A 16,079-nucleotide genomic window follows, 5' to 3' on the forward strand; every position below is an offset into this window, starting at 1 on the left:
CGGTCCCCCCTCTACGTTGGCCGCGTCCAGCCTACGCCCGGCTGAAAAGGTCGCCCTGTTTCTCCACTCTGGCGAGCACGTCGGATGTCGTGAACACCAGCTCGTCGGGATGTTCGCAGCTCTCCACCTCCTTCCACAGCAGGGGTGTCGAGACCGTGGGACGCGCCCTGGCACGCAGCGAGTACGGCGCCACGGTGGTCTTGGCTGGATTGTTCTGGCTCCAGTCGATGAACACCTTGCCTGGCCGGAGCTTCCTGGTCATCACGCTGAGCACCTGCTCCGGATGCTCCTTCGCGAGGCCCTGGGCCAGCCGCTTGGCGTACGCCGACGGCTCCTCGCGGCCGTCCCAGTCGGCGTACAGCTGCATGCCCTTGCTGCCGCTGCTCTTCGGCCTGGGGGTGAGCCCGTCGGCTTCCAGCACCTCGCGCAGCATGAGGGCCACCCGGCAGCACTCCACGATCGTGGCGGGTTCGCCGGGGTCCAGGTCGAACACGAGCGTGTCGGGCGGCAGCGCCTCCCCGTCGGGGGACACGCGCCACTGCGGAACGTGCAGCTCCAGGGCCGCGAGGTTGGCGTAGTAGACCAGCGTCGGCAGGTCCTCGACGATGGCGAAGTCGATGGTCTCGCGGTTCTTGGTGCTGCCGGGCACGGGCAGCCGGACCCTGCGCACCCAGCCGGGGGTGTGCTCGGGCGCGTTCTTCTCGAAGAAGCTGGCGCCCTCGACACCGTTCGGATAGCGCTTGACCGTCAGCGGTCTGCCTTGGAGGTGCGGCAGCAGCACCGGAGCGACGCGGCTGTAGTAGTCGATGATCTCGGCCTTGGCGAAGCCCACCTCCGGATAGAGCACCTTGTCCAGGTTGCTCAGCGTCAGCTCGCGCCCGTCGACCTTGACCGGAACCTTCGCGCCGCCCATCAGACCGTGCCCACCCCGCTCGGCCGCGGAACCCTCACAGCGTCACCTCCGAAGGGATCTTGTCCGGACGCAGGCCCCGCCATACGGGGTGCCGCAATCTCTGCTCGTCCGTCCACATCGTGTAAGCCACCTCCCCGACCAGATCGGGTCTAACCCATCGATTACGCCACGGAACCTTGTTGTGGAAGGGGCTGCGGGGGATCTCCAGCGGGCCCAGGAGCGCATGAAGCAGGTCGAGGACCTCCTCGGTGAACCCGGTCCCGACATGGCCCACGTACATCAGCCCCTCGGTCGTGAACATGCCCATGATCAGCGAGCCGATCCCGCCCGACCTGCGGCCCTTGCCCGGCTTCCAGCCGCCGATCACCACTTCCACGGTGCTCAGGTTCTTCACCTTGACCCATGCGGGGGAGCGCACGCCGGGCTGGTAGGGCGAGTCGAGGCGCTTGGCGACGACGCCTTCGAGGCCCTGCTCCGAGGTGGCCGCGAGCAGGTCGGAATCTCCGGAGAAGTACGGCGGAGCCCCGATGTCCAGCTCGTCCAGCAGCGCCCGCCGGTCCCGGTAGGGCAGGTCGCACAGGGACACGCGGTCGAGGTAGAGCAGGTCGAAGGGGAGGTACGTGACGGGGTAGCGGGCCAGCATCAGCGGCTCGGGATCGGTCAGGTGCATGCGGTGCTGCAACCGGACGAAACTCGGCCTGCCCTGCTGGTCCAGTGCCACGACCTCACCGTCGATGACGGCCTTCCTCACCCCGAACGCCGAAATTTCGGGATATCGGCGGGTGTAGTCGGCGCCGTGCCTGCCGGTCACCCTCAGCGCGCCGTCCAGGTGCACGATGGCGCGGATGCCGTCCCACTTGACCTCCAGGCCGTACCGCTCGTGATCGGAAGGTAGTTCCCCAGGTACAGCGAGCATTGGTTCGATGGGGTATGGCATTGGTTGCACCATGACGGGTATGTGCCCATTAGCGACCCGCCCGCTACCGCTGAGGAGTGCCCATGCGCAGCATCTGGAAAGGTGCGATCTCCTTCGGGCTGGTCACGATCCCGGTCAAGCTCTACTCGGCGACCGAGCAGAAGGACGTCACCTTCCACCAGGTGCACCGCGACGACGGCGGCAGGATCCGCTACAAGCGGGTGTGCACGCTGGACGGCGAGGAGGTCTCCTACTCCGACATCGCCAAGGGCTACGAACTGGGGACCGGCGAGATCGTGGTGCTCACCGACGAGGACTTCGAGGGCCTGCCGCTCAGCACCTCCCGCAGGATCGACGTCCTCCAGTTCGCCCCCGCCGAGCAGATCGACCCCATCTACTTCGCCAAGTCCTACTACCTCGAACCCGACGCCCAGGGCGCCAAGCCGTACGTGCTGCTCCGCAACGCGCTGGAGAGCTCGGGCCAGGTCGCGGTGGTCAAGGTGGCGCTGCGCCAACGCGAGTCGCTGGCCACACTGCGCGTGCGTGACGGTGTGTTCGTGCTGGAGACGATGCTCTGGCCGGACGAGATCCGCAGGCCCGACTTCGAGTTCCTCGAAGAGGACATCGAGGTGCGCGCCCAGGAACTCAAGATGGCCGAATCGCTGATCACCACGATGGAGGCCGACTTCGACCCGACCGAATACCACGACACCTACCGCGAGGCGCTGCAAGAGGTGATCGAGGCCAAGGTCGCGGGCAAGGAGGTCGTCGCGCCGCCGGAGGGCGAGGAGGAGGCCGGACCTGCGGTCGACCTCATGGCCGCGCTGCGGGCGAGCGTGGAGGCGGCCAAGCGGGAACGCACGGGCGAGCCCGCCAAGCCCAAGAAGGCCGCGTCCAAGTCCTCCGCCTCCAAGGACGCCAAGGAGAAGGAAGCCGCCCCCAAGCGCAAGGCCCGCAAGTCGGCGTAACAGCAGCGGGGACGCATCCACGCCGGGTCGCGCCATAGGGGCTCGCCCGGCCTTTCACGGCGATGTACGACCAGACCGGCCAGTCCGCCGTCACCTTGGAAGTACGGCCGAACGCGCCGCCACCGGGGTACGGCCCGGATACCCGCAACGCCGATGTGGCGTCAGGGCCCCACGTACGGCCTGGCTGCTCATGGCGCCGGGGCACCGCATGCGGCCCGGCTGCCTGTAGTGCCGGTTCGTGGGTGGCGTAGGCCCGGCTGCCTGGATCCGCGCTTCGACTGCCGGTCCGGCCGGGCCTTTCGCCGGCCCTCGGGAGCGCGATGACCACTTCACACGCCGAAGGGTCTCGGCCGGGGTGAGCGCGAGTCGCTCCTGTGGGCAAGAGGAGCCCGGTCACCCGCTGGCGCCCGACCGCCGACCCGGCCGTTTGGAGCACAAGGTCCAGCGATCCCACCACCGGGGGCAAGAACGGAGCTCGTGATCTTGGTGTGCGATGCCCGCCCGTTCTCGTGGACCTGGGTCGGTGTGGCGGCGGCCAGTGGCCGGTCTCGTGAGCTGCGGGTGCCGCACCGAGCCGGGTAGATCGTCAGGCGGGACAAAATCGGACAAATCACGGCATTTCATTTTATAAACGCTGAATATAAGCAATAGGGTTGTTAGTGTATAGCAAAATAGGGTCATTCCTGTTTGTTCGTCTCCTGTCCTGGAAATGACTTTTAGCGGATGACTCGTTAGCGGCCATCCGAGACAGTTACCGGTAATCCGGAAACGTCGAGAACGGGGCAACCGAACCTTTAGGGGGAAACGCAATGCCCAAGCTCAAGAGTGTTATCGCAGGAGTCGCCCTCAGCACGGCAATGACTGGCGGGGCGGTCAGTCTGGGCGCGATGACCAGTGCGGCCAGCGCCAGCGCCACCACCGTCACCAACGCCGGCGCGAGCACGTCCGTCTTCGCCGGCTGGGGCTGCGGCCGTCACCGTCGCTGCGGCTGCGGCGGCTGGGGCGGCGGCCGCGGCTGGGGCTGGGGTCGTCACCACCACGGCCACCGTCAAGGCAAGATCCGCATCAGGATCATCAACAACAACCACAACAACAACCACAACGACAACCGCCGCGGGAACGTTGACGACGACTGACCCCGACCAAGGGATCACGCTTCAGCTTGAGCCTGTGTCGTATATCCAAGCGTCCTAGAATTTTATCAGCGTAGATGAATTCCGAAGCGCCTGGATGAATGCCCGTATTCGATGGGAACGCCGTTCTTCTTTGAGCAGCGACGTTCGCCGGGTGATACGGGCATTCGGCATTCGCGGAATAGTCGAGCCGACGCCTGGACAACTCTCGGAACGAGCGATCGGGCGACGTACCGGATTGCGTCCTACTCAGGCCCCGGAAGCCGCGGGCGGGCCTTCACCCCCGGCGGCGGGGCCCGAGCATGGCCCAGATGACGACCGCGAGCATCGCGCAGGCCGCCGCCACGGACCACGACACGACCTCCCACGCGTCGGTGAGCCGGGCGGCGTGCAACGCCCGGTCGGGCCCGGTGAGCTGACCGGCCGCGATCCGGGCGGCGGTCTCCGCGGCACCGTCGCGGGCTTGGAGCAGGTTGATCAGGGCGGTGCCGAAGAGCGTGGTGGCCAGGGTGGCGCCGCCGCCGCGGACGGTGCTGAGCAGGCCCGCGGTCATCCCGAGCCGATCGGGCCTCACCTGGTCCATGGCCTGGGCGTCGTTGACGCCGATGACCAGTCCCATCCCCGCGCCGATGGCCACCAGCGGGCCGGCGAGCCCTGGCGCGCCGATGCCGGGACGCAGCGTGGTGAGCCACGCGTTGCCGGCCGCGAGCAGCAGCAGGCCGACCGTGACGATCGCGCGGGCGGGGACGCCGCGGTTCACCAGCCAGGCCCCTGCCTGCGGCATGACCAGAACGGGTGCGGTGAGCAGCAGCATCGTGAGTCCCGCGGCGCCGGGCGAGGCTCCGTCGACGCCCTGCAGATAGGTGGGCAGGAAAGCCAGCACCCCGGCGGGAGCGGCCGCGACGGCCAGACAGGCCAGGCACCAGGCCGTGAATCGCCGGTCGCGCAGCAGCGTCAGGTCGAGCACCGGGTGAGAGGCGCGGCGTTCGGCCACGGTGAATGCCGCGAGCAGGGTCACGCCCACGGCCAGCGGGACGAGCACCCACGCGCTGTCCCAGCCGGCTTCGGCGGCCTGGTTGACGCCGAACATCGTCATCGCGAGAGCGCTGACGAGGGTGACCGCGCCGATGACGTCGATCCGGGGCCGGGCCGCGGCCCGCGTTTCGGTCATGAGCGCGGTGCCGGCCCAGATGAGGACGCCGGCGGCGGCGAACGCGGCGAACGTGGCGCGCCAGCCGAGCGAGCCCACCAGCCAGCCGGACAGGGTCGGGCCGATCGCCATGCCCACGCCCGCGGTGCTGCCCACCGCGGCGAACACCCGGGTGCGGGCGGGCCCGGTGAAGGTCTCGCCGAGGATCGCGCCGCCGGTGCCCATCACCCCCGCGGCGCCGACGCCCGACAGAGTCCGGGCCGCGTCCAGGAGGAGGATGCCGGGGGCCAGAGCACTGGCCAGGGCTCCGGCGGCGTAGACGGCGGCGCCGAAGGCGAACACGCGGCGGCGGCCGAGCAGGTCGCCGAGCGCTCCGGCCACCAGCATCAGGCAGGACGCGGCCAGGAAGTAGCCGACGACCACCCACTGCAGGACCGGGCCCGAAGCGTCGAGCTCGGCGCCGATCCGCGGCAGCGCCACCGTGGTGCCGGACATCAGCATCGGCAGCGTGAGGTAGCCCAGCAGCACCACGACCAGCGCCAGGGCGGGCCGCCCCCGCCGGCGGGGGTCCGGACCGCCGGCGAGCCCTCCTGCGGCGTTGGCGAGAACGGACATGGCCGATGTCAGGCCGGCTGGAGGCCGGCGGCCGTGGCGCTCTCCCGCAGCGGCTTGAGCGCCTGGGACCAGGAGATGAGCTCGTCGAGCATCTCGTGCAACGTCGGCTCCTGGTGGTCGCCGGGGGCGCAGACGCCGGGCTCGGCCGGATCGGTGACCTCGAAGTCGGTGAACGCCGACAGCGCGACCTGGGTGCGCACGGTGGCGACCTTCAGTTCGGCCAGGGTCAGCCGGAGCTGCTCCACGGCACGGGTCCCGCCATGGACGCCGTGGCTGACGAAGGCGGCGGCCTTGTCGTTCCACTCGGTGAACAGGTAGTCGATCGCGTTCTTCAGCGCGGCGGGGATCGAGTGGTTGTACTCCGGGGTCACGAACACGAACCCGTCGAACGAGCCGATCGCGGCGGCCCACCTGAGGGTGTGCTCGTTGCGGTAGTCGCCGAACAGCGCGGGCAACGGCTCGTCCAGCAGCGGCAGCCCGTACGCGGCCAGGTCGACCACCTCGAACGTCACCTGGCCGGCCCCCGCGGCGGGATGCCTGTCCGCTGCTTCGGCGACCCACCTGGCCGCGACCTCCGTCCGGCGGGTCGGGCGGGTGCTGCCGATGACGATGGCAATCCGGATCATGTGTCCGTCTCCTCTGTTCCGCTCTCACGACGCAGGCCGAGCCAGCTCCTGCTCGGCCGTAAGTAAAGTACAACGAGTATGGCAGAAAGTAAAACGCCCACTGCAAATAGCTCGCATGCTACGGCGGTGAGCGGACCGCCCAGTCGGCGTCCGCACCTTCCTGTACGGACACGCGCTGCCGGCATCCCCAGGACGGCGGAGATCCGGGCAGCGTCCCTGGACGGGTGCGGGAGAGGAGGGGGTCTGGCGAGATTCGGGTGGGGCGCGGACCGCTGTCTTCGCGTGTCTTCGCGTGTCTTCGCGGGGGAGGCGATCGGGCGGGGAGAGGCGGCGGTCGTCGAGATGACGGGGTGCGGGCCGGCACGGGCCTGTCGTCCGGATCGCGGGGCAATGCCGAGTGCCCGTATCCGATGGGTGAGTTCGCTGCCCGGTGAAGAGCGGCGATCCATCGAATACGGGCACTTAACCAGGTGCTAGGAGTTCATCGCGTCGATGAAGCCCTTCGCTCCTGGGGTGATGCGACACAGGCTCAAGCTGAAGCGTGATCCTTAATCGTTCCAGTTGCGACGGTCACGGTCCTCGTCGCGCTCCTGGCGGTTGTCGTTGGTGTTGTGGGTGTGGTTGTTGTTGGTGACCGTGACACGCACCTTGCCCTGACGGTGGTGGTGGTGACGGTGGCCCCAGCCCCAGCCGCAACGGCGGTGGCCGCCGCCCCAGCAGCCCGAACCGGCGAGGACGGACGTGCTCGCGCCGGCAGTGGTGCCGGCGCTGGCCGCCGAGGTCATGGCGCCCATGCTGACCGCGCCGCCAGTCATTGCCGTGCTGAGGGCTACTCCAGCGATAAGACTCTTGAGCTTGGGCATTGCGTTTCCCCCTAAAAGGATTGGTTTGCCCCGTTCTGATGTTTCCGGATTACCCGGGAACTATCGCGGATGACTGCTATGACCATCCGTGTCGGTTATATTTCCGGGCCCCATGGCGGACAAACCGGCAGTTGTCTTGTTTTGCTCCGCAATAGCATTTTCATTGCACTTATCAAGGATGTCGCCGCAAATGCGCATACGCGTGGCGAACGGCATGTCGTACGTGCTTCCGAAAACCTGCGGGCATGGCAAAGGCTCCCCGGGCGATGCCTGGCGAGCCTTCAATGGAAAAACGTTGTCTGATTGAGCGGGCTTTTTGAGTGCCCGTATTCGTGGTCGGCCGTCCACGAACGACCGGCCGGCGAATACGGGCACTCATTCACGCGCCCATGGGCATATGCCAAAATTGCTCGACTAGGCGGGCTGGGGCTGGACGCCCGCCCTCAGTTCGCTTCTTCGTCGTTGCTGTTCCGGTTGACGTTGTCCGTGCAGTTGTTGTTGTGGACCCGGATGCGGATCCCGTGACCGTGGTGGTGGTGGTGGCGGTGGGAGGTCTGGCAGTTCGCGGCCACGACGGGCGTGGCGGCGTTGGCGGCGGCCGTGGTGGTCAATACGCTCATGCCGATCGCGCCGCCGGCCAGCGCCGTGCTGATGGCGACTCCCGCGATAACACCCTTGAGCTTGGGCATTGCGTTTCCCCCTAAAGGATTGGTTGTCCCGTTCTCGACGTTTCCGAATTACCTGGATGCCGTCTCGGATGGCTGCTGAGCCGCCATCCACCGAATGGCATTTCCGGGACAGTTAGGAGGTAAACGGAAGTTACGCTATTTTGCTGTAGACCAAGAGCTTTATTGCTCACATCAAATACCATCGAGTGCAATGATGTGACTTGTCCGATTATGCGGCAATTGAGGATCGGATAGTCGGCTTCCACCGTGGTGGGGAGAGGAGGCCTGCCGCCGTCTCGCCGCTCGCACCAGAGGGTGTCATCTGCTCTCCAGGGCGACACCGAGCGCCCTCGGTCGCCGCGCCATCTTCGTCCGCCATCTGACTGACATGCTTTCCGCTCTCGAAGGCCACAAACGAAGATCGATAGCCTTTATCCATAGTTGGAAAGTCATGAGATCGTTTAGATATCCATAAACAGAAATGAGGTGATATGTCCGTATTTCGGAGGGCTGTCCGGGCAGGGGGAAGCGTTCTCATGTCGTGAGACCGAGTGTCGGTTGCAGTTGAAGCTGTCGGTCTTCGCGTGTTGTTGTCGGTGCTCGTGTCGGTGTTCAGGGTGAGTCGTCGGATTCCGCCTTCAGCTCCGATCCTTTGCGCGCGCTGGCCGGCAGCGCGAGGCCTCTGGCCGAAACCGCCGCCATACTGCAGGACCTGGAGGTCACCGGCCCCGCCGAACCGTCAGCCGACGTCACCGACTACTTCGCCCACAAGATCTGGACCGGCGCCGCACGCGTGCCGGCCGGGCCGCTGATCGTCACCATCGCCACCTTCGCCAGGAGCTCGCACCTGCCCCCCACGCGGTCCGGCCCGCCTTGGGCGAGCTTCGCACGAGCGGCAAGATTTCCTGCTGCCGCTACTTCCGCGGCCAGAAGACCGAGAGCGACCCACCCGCCTGATTCCCGAGGCCGGGTCCGTCACCCCTTCTTCCCGATCAGGCCCAGGAGGCGCCGGCCCAGCGCCCGGCCGGGCAAGGCGGTATGGACACCCGCCTTGCCCGGCCCGGCCGACGACGGCCACGCCGACTTGGTGTGAGAGCTGACTTCTGTCATGCGGGACCTGTGACACAGCGCACTGACCTCCGCCGAGCGGAAGGCTCATGCTGAGCGCCATGACCATTCGTCGATTCCGCACGCTCGCCTCGCGGCTGGGAGCCGCGACCCTGGCCGCCGCGCTGCTCGCGGCGGCACCCGCGGCCGCCGCTGAGGACGGCGGCCTCGACCGGCAGCGGCTGCGCCAGACGCTGGACGCCATGCACGAGGCCGGCATGTACGGCACCTATTCGAACGTCGTGGACGGCCGGCGGAGCTGGCAGGGCGCCGCAGGCGTCGCCGACGTCGAGACCCGCCGCCCGATGCGGCCCGAGATGGTGCACCGGGCCGGGAGCATCACCAAGTCGTTCGTCGCCGTGGGCGTATTACAGCAGGTCGGCAAGGGCACGATCGAGCTCGACGCCCCCATCGGCCGCTACCTACCGGACCTGATCCCGGGTGAGCGCGGGCAGCAGATCACCGTACGCATGCTGCTCAACCACACCAGCCACATCGCCAACCACACCGAGGTGATCTTCCCGACGATCGAGAGCCTGGACGCCAACCGCTTCCGCGTCTTCCCGCCGGAGGAACTGGCGCGGGCGGGGCTCGGCGCCCCAGCGACCGGGCAGCCGGGGGTGACACCCGGGGCGTACTCGAACACGAACTTCGTCATCGCCGGCCTGCTGCTGGAGAAGGTGACGGGCACGAGTGCCGAGCGGTACATCACCGACCACGTCTTCCGGAAGGCCGGGCTGCGGCACACGGCGTTCCCGCGCACGCCGTACCTGCCTGGGCCGAGCTCCAAGGCGTACGAGGCGCTGTTCGGCTACTTCGACCCGCCCAAGGACTACAGCGTCTACAACATGTCCTGGGCCTGGACGTCGGGTGCGGTCGCCTCGACGATGGAGGACCTCAACCGCTTCTTCCGGCTGCTGCTGCGCAGCGAGCTGCTCGACGCGACTCTGCTCGCCGAGATGCAGAAGACCGTGCCCATCCGGTCCTTCTCGGGCGCCGTGATCGACTACGGTCTCGGGATCTACCCCCTCGACCTGCCGTGCGGCAGATTCTGGGGACACGACGGGAGCATCCCCGGCATGCAGACCTTCGCGTTCTCCAACACCGGCGGCGGCCGCCAGTTCGCCTTCGGCACCAACCTGAGGAACTACCAGCAGCTCGACGAGAACGGTAGTCCTGTCACGCATGCCATCGACTTCGCGCTCGGGAACCACTTGCTGGAGGCGGCGTGCGGGCCTGACGCGGGCGCGGCGACCAGGGCGGCACGGCCGCTCCCGGCGATCGGCGTGGACGGGGGCACGGCCACACCGTGACCGGCGGCGCGGCGCGGGCGGGTCACCGATCGGCGGCCCGCCACAGCGCCGCCGGCCTGCCTACCCCGGACGTAAGTTCTCTCGCCGACAGGAAGACCTGAACAACACGGCTCGAAACCGTTCGAACCGCAGATCGGAACCTGTCCCAGCCGCCGACTTCATCCGGAAGGGACACCGAGTAGCTGAAGGCCGTCGGCTGGGTGGCTGCGGTAGTGGTCGGTGGCGGAGGCGATGTTGGTCCAGCCGAGCAGGCGTGCCAGACCGATGGCCAGGTTGCGCAGGCTGGCCAGGACGCGGGGAGCTGCTCCGATTCGATGCTCCAGTGGCCGCGGATCAGCGCGGCGAGCTGGGCGTGGGTGACCCGGCCCGGTGGGAGGCTGGTGATCGCGTACGCAACGGCCTCGGCTGTCCGGCGGGCACGAAAGAGCCGCGGGCACCGTCGGGGCGCCGCGGCTCCCCGAAGCGGCCGGTGCCTGCCGATCTTCTTGAAGTGGCGGCCGAAGCGGTACCTCCTCCGGCCCCAGCCGGTGCCGTGGATCCGGCGCCACCTGCCGAACCTCTCGCAGCTCCCCCCGCGTCCGATCGCCCGGATACGGCTTGTGGATACGGCCGGACACCATGCCATCCCCCTTTCGTATTGTTGGACGTACGCGCCTGATGCGTTCTTGACCGAGGCCGGTCACGGGTCTGTCCGGAATCCGGACCGCATGCGGGCGGGATGGTTGTCGAGACGGCAAGGAGCAGACATGGCAGAGCCGGTCCCGCACTGGCCGGGGCGCATGATCGGCCAGGTGCACGTCAGGTCGACCCCCGAGGGCGCCCCCGAGCAGGCGGTGTTCGTCCACGGCCTGGCAGGTTCGGCGACCAACTGGACCGATCTGATGGACGAGCTGCAGGACGTCGTCACCGGGCACGCCATCGACCTGCCCGGAGCGGGGTTCTCTCCCGAGCCCGCCGACGGCGACTACAGCGTCGCCGCGCACGCCGCGGCGGTGATCGGCCTCCTGGAGCACACCGGGCCCGCCCACCTGTTCGGCAACTCGCTGGGCGGCGCGGTCTCGGTCAGGGTCGCCGCCATCCGCCCGGACCTGGTCCGCTCGCTCACGCTCATCTCACCCGCGCTGCCGGACCTGCTCCCGAGGTACGGCCCGGTACGGGTGGCGGCGGCGGCCACGCCCCGGCTGGGCGAGTGGGTGGCCGACAGGCTCAGGCTCGTCCCCGCCGAGCAGCGGATCAACGCCTCCTTCACCATGGTCTGGGCCAACGTGCGGGCGGTGCACCCGGTGCGGCTGCGCGACGCCGTCGAGGAACTGCGCAGGCGGGACTCCCTGCCGCACGCCGTCGCCGCCATGATCGGCTCGGCCCGGGGCATCGTGGCCGAGTACTTCCGGCGCGGCGAGGGCAACCTGTGGCGGCAGGCCGAGAAGGTCCAGGCGCCTACCCTGATCATCCACGGCAGGCACGACCGGCTCGTCCGGCCCGCCATGGCCGCGAAGGCGGCTCGCGCGTTCCGGCAGGTCAGACTGGTTCTGCTGCCCCGGGCGGGGCATGTGGCGATGATGGAGCTGCCGTGCGTCGTGGCCGCCGAGGCGCGCCGTCTGATCGGTGAGACGCGATTGGGGAATGCCCCACTGCCCGGCTAGGTTTCACACAGAGATAAGACCTTTGAAACGGGAGCGTAGAAAGTGTCGTTGCCACCGCTGGTCGAGCCGGCCGCCGAGCTCACCGTCGACGAAGTACGCCGCTACTCGCGCCACCTGATCATCCCTGACGTGGGGATGGCCGGGCAGAAGCGGCTGAAGAACGCCAAGGTGCTGTGTGTGGGCGCCGGTGGCCTGGGGTCGCCCGCGCTGCTCTATCTCGCCGCGGCCGGCGTCGGCACGCTCGGGATCATCGATTTCGACGTCGTCGACGAGTCCAACCTGCAGCGCCAGGTCATCCACGGCCAGTCCGACGTGGGCAGGCTGAAGGCCGAGAGCGCCGCCGCCTCTGTCCGCGAGATCAACCCCCTGGTCGACGTCGTGATCCACAACACGGCGCTGACCACCGAGAACGTCATGGAGATCTTCTCCGGCTACGACCTCATCGTCGACGGCACCGACAACTTCGCCACCCGCTACATGGTGAACGACGCCGCGGTGCTGCTCGGCAAGCCGTACGTCTGGGGCTCGATCTACCGCTTCGACGGCCAGGCGAGCGTCTTCTGGGCCGAGCACGGCCCCTGCTACCGCTGCCTCTACCCCGAGCCCCCGCCTCCCGGCATGGTCCCCTCGTGCGCCGAGGGCGGCGTGCTGGGCGTGCTGTGCGCCTCGATCGGCTCCATCCAGGTGAACGAGGCCATCAAGCTGCTCACGGGCATCGGCGACCCGCTGGTCGGCCGACTGATGATCTACGACGCCCTGGAGATGAAGTACCGCGACGTCAAGGTCCGCAAGGACCCCGAGTGCGTGCTGTGCGGGAAGAACCCGACGGTCACCGAGCTGCTGGAGGACTACGAGGCGTTCTGCGGCGCGATCTCCGACGAGGCCGCCGAGGCCGCCACCGGCTCCACGATCACCGCCCAGGAACTCAAGGCCATGCAGGACAACGGCGAGGACATCTTCCTCGTCGACGTCCGCGAGCCCAACGAGTACGAGATCGTCTCCATCCCGGGCGCCACGCTGATCCCCAAGGGCGAGTTCCTCAACGGCTCGGCCCTGGAGAAGCTGCCGCAGGACAAGCGCATCGTGCTGCACTGCAAGTCGGGCGCGCGCTCCGCGGAGGCGCTGGCGGTCGTCAAGAGCGCCGGCTTCGCCGATGCCGTTCACGTCGGTGGCGGCGTGCTGAGCTGGGTCAAGACCGTGGACCCGAGCCTGCCCAGCTACTGAGTCCGGTTTCTGGGGATGCCGCAGGGTCGCCCGCATTAAGGTCGATCCTGTGGACAACGTTCGCCTCTGGCCCTCCCTCGTGGTGGCCTCCGCGCTGACCCTGGTCTGCGCGGTGGCCGCCGGGGTCACGGCCGGCGAGGCGAGCTCGGAGCTCACGCGGGGCCCCAGCGCGGCCGAGCTCCAGGCGGCGGCGGAGCGCGAGGTCGCCGAGCGCTGGCGCACCTGGGAGGCCGGGCGGATCTTCCCCGCCAGCCTGCCCTACTCGGCCGAGCAGGGCGGGCAGGAGCGGGCCAGCCGGGTCGGCATCTCGCCGCGCACCGGCTGCGCCGACTCCGTCGACGCCAAGGTGGCCAGGGCGCTGGACACGGCGGGATGCAGGGCCGTGCTCCGCGCCACCTACATCGACGCGCTGCGCGGCGTGCTCGTCACCGTCGGCGTGGTCGTACTGCCCGACGAGCCGCGCGCCGCCCGGGCCAAGGTCGCGTTCCCGGGCACCGGCAAGCCCGTGCCCGGCCTGCGGCCGCTGGCCTTCGACGGCACGGTGTCCCACCGTTTCACCCCTGCCGTGCGGCAGGCGGGCTCGGTCCGGCAGGCGGGCCCGTACCTGGTGCTGACCACGGCGGGACAGGTCGACGGCAGGCCTGCCGTCGGGGTCGGCGAGCAGCGTCCGACCATCTTCGCCTTCGCCGCGGAGATCTCCGAGCGGGTCCTGGCGGACCTGAGCGAGCTGCGGATGCCCGACTGCGCGTCGAAGGAGTGGCAGTGCTGAGCCGGGCCGGCGCAATCACGCTGGCGGGGGCGCTGCTGTCCGTTGCCGCGCCCATGCCCGCGCTCGCGGACGAGGTGCGCGGCGGCCAGCAGCCGGTGATCAAGACGCTCGACCTGCGGGAGGCCTGGCGGGTCAGCAAGGGTGCGGACGTCACCGTGGCCGTGCTCGACTCCGGGGTCGATCCGGGCCACCGAGACCTGGTGGGGTCGGTGACCGTGGGCAGGGACTTCACCGATGGCGCCAACCCGCCGGGGGTGCCGCCCCGCCGCCTGCACGGCACGTACATGGCCTCGCTGATCGCCGGGCACGGCCACGGGCCGGACGGCCGCTCCGGCGTCATCGGGGTCGCGCCCGAGGCCGGGCTCCTGTCGGTGCGGGTGATCCTGGAGGACGAGGAGCCGGGGTTCAGGGAGTTCAACACCGCAGAGCGGTTCGAGAACGTGGTCGCGAGGGGCATCCGCTACGCGGTCGACCAGGGCGCCGACGTGATCAACCTGTCGATCTCCAAGGAGCTGGCCACGCGGCAGGAGCGGGCGGCGGTCCGGTACGCGATCTCCAAGGGGGTCGTGCTGGTGGCCGCGGCGGGCAACGAGGGCGCGCGCGAGGTCGCCGCCGGTGGGGCCGCTCCCTACTCTTACCCGGCGGCCTTCCCCGGAGTGGTGGCGGTGGGCGCGACGGACGGGCGGCTGCGGCGGGCGTCGTTCTCCAACTGGAACTCCTCGGTGCTGGTGGCCGCGCCCGGCGTCGACATCATGGGCGCGGGGCCCGGCGACGAGTACTGGGTGGGCAGGGGCACGTCGCAGGCGACCGCGCTGGTCTCTGGAGTTGCCGCCCTGATAAAGGCGAAATATCCAGATATGTCGCCTCCGCTGGTCGTGCAAGCCCTGGCCGCGAGCGCGAGCGACCGCCCGCCGGGCGGCTACGACACCGGCACCGGGTTCGGCGTGGTCAACGCCGCCAAGGCGCTGGCCGAGGCGGGCAGGCTGGCCGGGCACACCGTGACGGCCGCCGCCGGCCAGGCGCACGACCCCGCCAGGCCGCTCGGCGGCGGCCCGGCCGGTCCCATCAAGGTCGTCGAGCGGGACAGTGGGCACGTCATGGCCTACGGCTCGGTCGCGGCGGCGCTGGCCATGGGAGCGCTGGGCTCCCTGGCGGCCATATTCGTACTGGTCAGAAGGGTGCGACGGGCACACAATCGCCAAGACGCATGATCCGTCCCGTTACGGGGACGAATTAGACAGGCAGGCGAGCTGGGAACGAGGCGGTGGTGAAGGCACGCAGGACCACGTCAGGGCTGCCACGCGCCGGGGGAGAAGCCGCGCCGGGACGGAGGAATCCGCTCGGCGCCACCACCGGACGCAGGTCGCGCGTACGCGACTGGCCCGCGGCCAACGCCCGGAGCCGGGTGGCCGCCAAGGAGCGCGCCGAGGCAGACGCGCTCCAGCAGGGCGTGCGCTACCGGCGGCTCTTCGTGACGCTGGTCAGCGCCACCGTGGCCCTGGCAGCCGTCGTCGTACTGCTCGGCACCGTGGGCCTGTTCAAGGAGACCCGCTCCCGGCCGCTGACCCCCGAAGAGCAGAACCGTTACAAGCAGGAGGAGATCGCCAGGCGCTGGCAGGCCTGGCCCGCCACGGGCGTCTTCCCTGAAGAGGTGAAGTACCTCGGCCTCGAGCGCGCCCAGCAGTACGCCAAGCGCGTCGGCATCGCCCCCGAGACCAGGTGCCGCAGCGCCGTGGACCCCTCGGTCGCCTCGATACTCGACGACCACGGCTGCCTCACCATGCTGCGCGCCACCTACGTCGACCAGACCTCCACCTTCGTCATGACCGTCGGCGTGGCCGTGCTCAAGGACGAGGAGTCCCGGGTCACCGCCACCGAACAGCTCTCCCAGGACGACCGGGTCGGCGTGCTGCCCGTCGCCTTCCCCGGCACAGTGACCGAGCGGTTCGGGCCCGACCAGCGCCAGCGCACCGGCTGGGTGGGGGCCGGGCCGTACATCGTCTTCTCCACCGCCGGCTACGCCGACGGCCGGACCCGGGCGGCCGTTCCGCCTGAGGAGATCCTGCACAGCGAGCTCTGGCCGGCCGCCAAGTCGGTCGGCAACCAGATCGCCTACTTCCTCGCGGATCCGCCGAAGGTGCCGCCCTGCACTCAGGGGAACGTGTGCTGAC

General features: G+C 69.1%; 15 protein-coding genes. 9 read left to right on the top strand and 6 right to left on the bottom strand.

Annotation, left to right across the window (positions count from 1 at the left end):
- Nucleotides 1–31: 31 nt before the first annotated feature.
- Complete coding sequence (ligD, locus tag V5E28_RS18310) at nucleotides 32–913, bottom strand: non-homologous end-joining DNA ligase (protein ID WP_336208132.1); 882 nt, start codon at nucleotides 911–913, stop codon at nucleotides 32–34.
- Between the two features lie 34 nt (nucleotides 914–947).
- Nucleotides 948–1,829: a non-homologous end-joining DNA ligase gene (gene ligD / locus V5E28_RS18315; protein WP_336208133.1), complete on the bottom strand. Its 882-nt coding sequence runs from the start codon at nucleotides 1,827–1,829 to the stop codon at nucleotides 948–950.
- Nucleotides 1,830–1,912: 83 nt separating this feature from the next.
- Between ligD (V5E28_RS18315) and ku the strand changes: the two genes are divergently transcribed.
- Nucleotides 1,913–2,797: a non-homologous end joining protein Ku gene (gene ku, locus V5E28_RS18320; RefSeq protein ID WP_336208134.1), complete on the top strand. Its 885-nt coding sequence runs from the start codon at nucleotides 1,913–1,915 to the stop codon at nucleotides 2,795–2,797.
- An 809-nt stretch (nucleotides 2,798–3,606) separates the two neighbouring features.
- A complete protein-coding gene (locus tag V5E28_RS18325; protein WP_336208135.1) occupies nucleotides 3,607–3,933 on the top strand; it encodes a hypothetical protein in 327 nt (108 codons plus the stop codon).
- Nucleotides 3,934–4,207: 274 nt separating this feature from the next.
- Here V5E28_RS18325 and V5E28_RS18330 read toward each other — a convergent pair whose 3' ends face one another.
- The 4 genes from V5E28_RS18330 to V5E28_RS18345 all read right to left on the bottom strand — a co-directional run bounded on the left by V5E28_RS18330 (nucleotide 4,208) and on the right by V5E28_RS18345 (nucleotide 7,873).
- A complete protein-coding gene (locus V5E28_RS18330; RefSeq protein WP_336208136.1) occupies nucleotides 4,208–5,695 on the bottom strand; it encodes an MFS transporter in 1,488 nt (495 codons plus the stop codon).
- A gap of 8 nt (nucleotides 5,696–5,703) precedes the next feature.
- The gene (locus V5E28_RS18335) at nucleotides 5,704–6,321 is read right to left on the bottom strand and encodes an NADPH-dependent FMN reductase (protein ID WP_336208137.1); all 618 of its coding nucleotides are present in this window, start codon (nucleotides 6,319–6,321) and stop codon (nucleotides 5,704–5,706) included.
- A gap of 548 nt (nucleotides 6,322–6,869) precedes the next feature.
- Nucleotides 6,870–7,106 carry a hypothetical protein gene (locus tag V5E28_RS18340; RefSeq protein ID WP_336208138.1) on the bottom strand — a complete coding sequence of 79 codons (237 nt, stop codon included), beginning with the start codon at nucleotides 7,104–7,106 and terminating at the stop codon, nucleotides 6,870–6,872.
- A gap of 521 nt (nucleotides 7,107–7,627) precedes the next feature.
- Nucleotides 7,628–7,873: a hypothetical protein gene (locus V5E28_RS18345; RefSeq protein WP_336208139.1), complete on the bottom strand. Its 246-nt coding sequence runs from the start codon at nucleotides 7,871–7,873 to the stop codon at nucleotides 7,628–7,630.
- Between the two features lie 631 nt (nucleotides 7,874–8,504).
- On the opposite strand from V5E28_RS18345, the gene V5E28_RS18350 reads away from it, so the two are divergent.
- The 7 genes from V5E28_RS18350 (at nucleotide 8,505) to V5E28_RS18380 (ending at nucleotide 16,078) form a co-directional block, all read left to right on the top strand.
- Nucleotides 8,505–8,945 carry a hypothetical protein gene (locus V5E28_RS18350; protein ID WP_336208140.1) on the top strand — a complete coding sequence of 147 codons (441 nt, stop codon included), beginning with the start codon at nucleotides 8,505–8,507 and terminating at the stop codon, nucleotides 8,943–8,945.
- A 76-nt stretch (nucleotides 8,946–9,021) separates the two neighbouring features.
- Nucleotides 9,022–10,272, top strand: coding sequence for a serine hydrolase domain-containing protein (locus tag V5E28_RS18355; protein WP_336208141.1), 1,251 nt, complete (start codon nucleotides 9,022–9,024; stop codon nucleotides 10,270–10,272).
- Between the two features lie 746 nt (nucleotides 10,273–11,018).
- Nucleotides 11,019–11,915 carry an alpha/beta hydrolase gene (locus V5E28_RS18360; RefSeq protein ID WP_336208142.1) on the top strand — a complete coding sequence of 299 codons (897 nt, stop codon included), beginning with the start codon at nucleotides 11,019–11,021 and terminating at the stop codon, nucleotides 11,913–11,915.
- A 42-nt stretch (nucleotides 11,916–11,957) separates the two neighbouring features.
- Nucleotides 11,958–13,139 carry an adenylyltransferase/sulfurtransferase MoeZ gene (moeZ, locus tag V5E28_RS18365; protein ID WP_336208143.1) on the top strand — a complete coding sequence of 394 codons (1,182 nt, stop codon included), beginning with the start codon at nucleotides 11,958–11,960 and terminating at the stop codon, nucleotides 13,137–13,139.
- A gap of 49 nt (nucleotides 13,140–13,188) precedes the next feature.
- Nucleotides 13,189–13,908, top strand: coding sequence for a hypothetical protein (locus tag V5E28_RS18370; RefSeq protein WP_336208144.1), 720 nt, complete (start codon nucleotides 13,189–13,191; stop codon nucleotides 13,906–13,908).
- Nucleotides 13,902–15,119 (top strand): S8 family serine peptidase, encoded by a 1,218-nt coding sequence (locus V5E28_RS18375; protein ID WP_336208145.1) that lies wholly within the window; start codon nucleotides 13,902–13,904, stop codon nucleotides 15,117–15,119. Before V5E28_RS18370 ends, V5E28_RS18375 begins: the two co-directional genes overlap by 7 nt.
- Nucleotides 15,120–15,175: 56 nt before the next feature.
- Nucleotides 15,176–16,078 (top strand): hypothetical protein, encoded by a 903-nt coding sequence (locus V5E28_RS18380; protein ID WP_336208146.1) that lies wholly within the window; start codon nucleotides 15,176–15,178, stop codon nucleotides 16,076–16,078.
- Nucleotide 16,079: the final 1 nt, after the last annotated feature.

The sequence above is a fragment of the Nonomuraea sp. LPB2021202275-12-8 genome (assembly GCF_037044575.1).
GTDB lineage: Bacteria > Actinomycetota > Actinomycetes > Streptosporangiales > Streptosporangiaceae > Nonomuraea.

Bases quoted from the DNA above. Each gene is read 5' to 3' on its own strand.
- ligD (WP_336208132.1), bottom strand. From the start codon at position 913: ATGGGCGGCGCGAAGGTTCCGGTCAAGGTCGACGGGCGCGAGCTGACG.
- ligD (WP_336208133.1), bottom strand. From the start codon at position 1,829: ATGCTCGCTGTACCTGGGGAACTACCTTCCGATCACGAGCGGTACGGC.
- ku (WP_336208134.1), top strand. From the start codon at position 1,913: ATGCGCAGCATCTGGAAAGGTGCGATCTCCTTCGGGCTGGTCACGATC.
- V5E28_RS18325 (WP_336208135.1), top strand. From the start codon at position 3,607: ATGCCCAAGCTCAAGAGTGTTATCGCAGGAGTCGCCCTCAGCACGGCA.
- V5E28_RS18330 (WP_336208136.1), bottom strand. From the start codon at position 5,695: ATGTCCGTTCTCGCCAACGCCGCAGGAGGGCTCGCCGGCGGTCCGGAC.
- V5E28_RS18335 (WP_336208137.1), bottom strand. From the start codon at position 6,321: ATGATCCGGATTGCCATCGTCATCGGCAGCACCCGCCCGACCCGCCGG.
- V5E28_RS18340 (WP_336208138.1), bottom strand. From the start codon at position 7,106: ATGACCTCGGCGGCCAGCGCCGGCACCACTGCCGGCGCGAGCACGTCC.
- V5E28_RS18345 (WP_336208139.1), bottom strand. From the start codon at position 7,873: ATGCCCAAGCTCAAGGGTGTTATCGCGGGAGTCGCCATCAGCACGGCG.
- V5E28_RS18355 (WP_336208141.1), top strand. From the start codon at position 9,022: ATGACCATTCGTCGATTCCGCACGCTCGCCTCGCGGCTGGGAGCCGCG.
- V5E28_RS18360 (WP_336208142.1), top strand. From the start codon at position 11,019: ATGGCAGAGCCGGTCCCGCACTGGCCGGGGCGCATGATCGGCCAGGTG.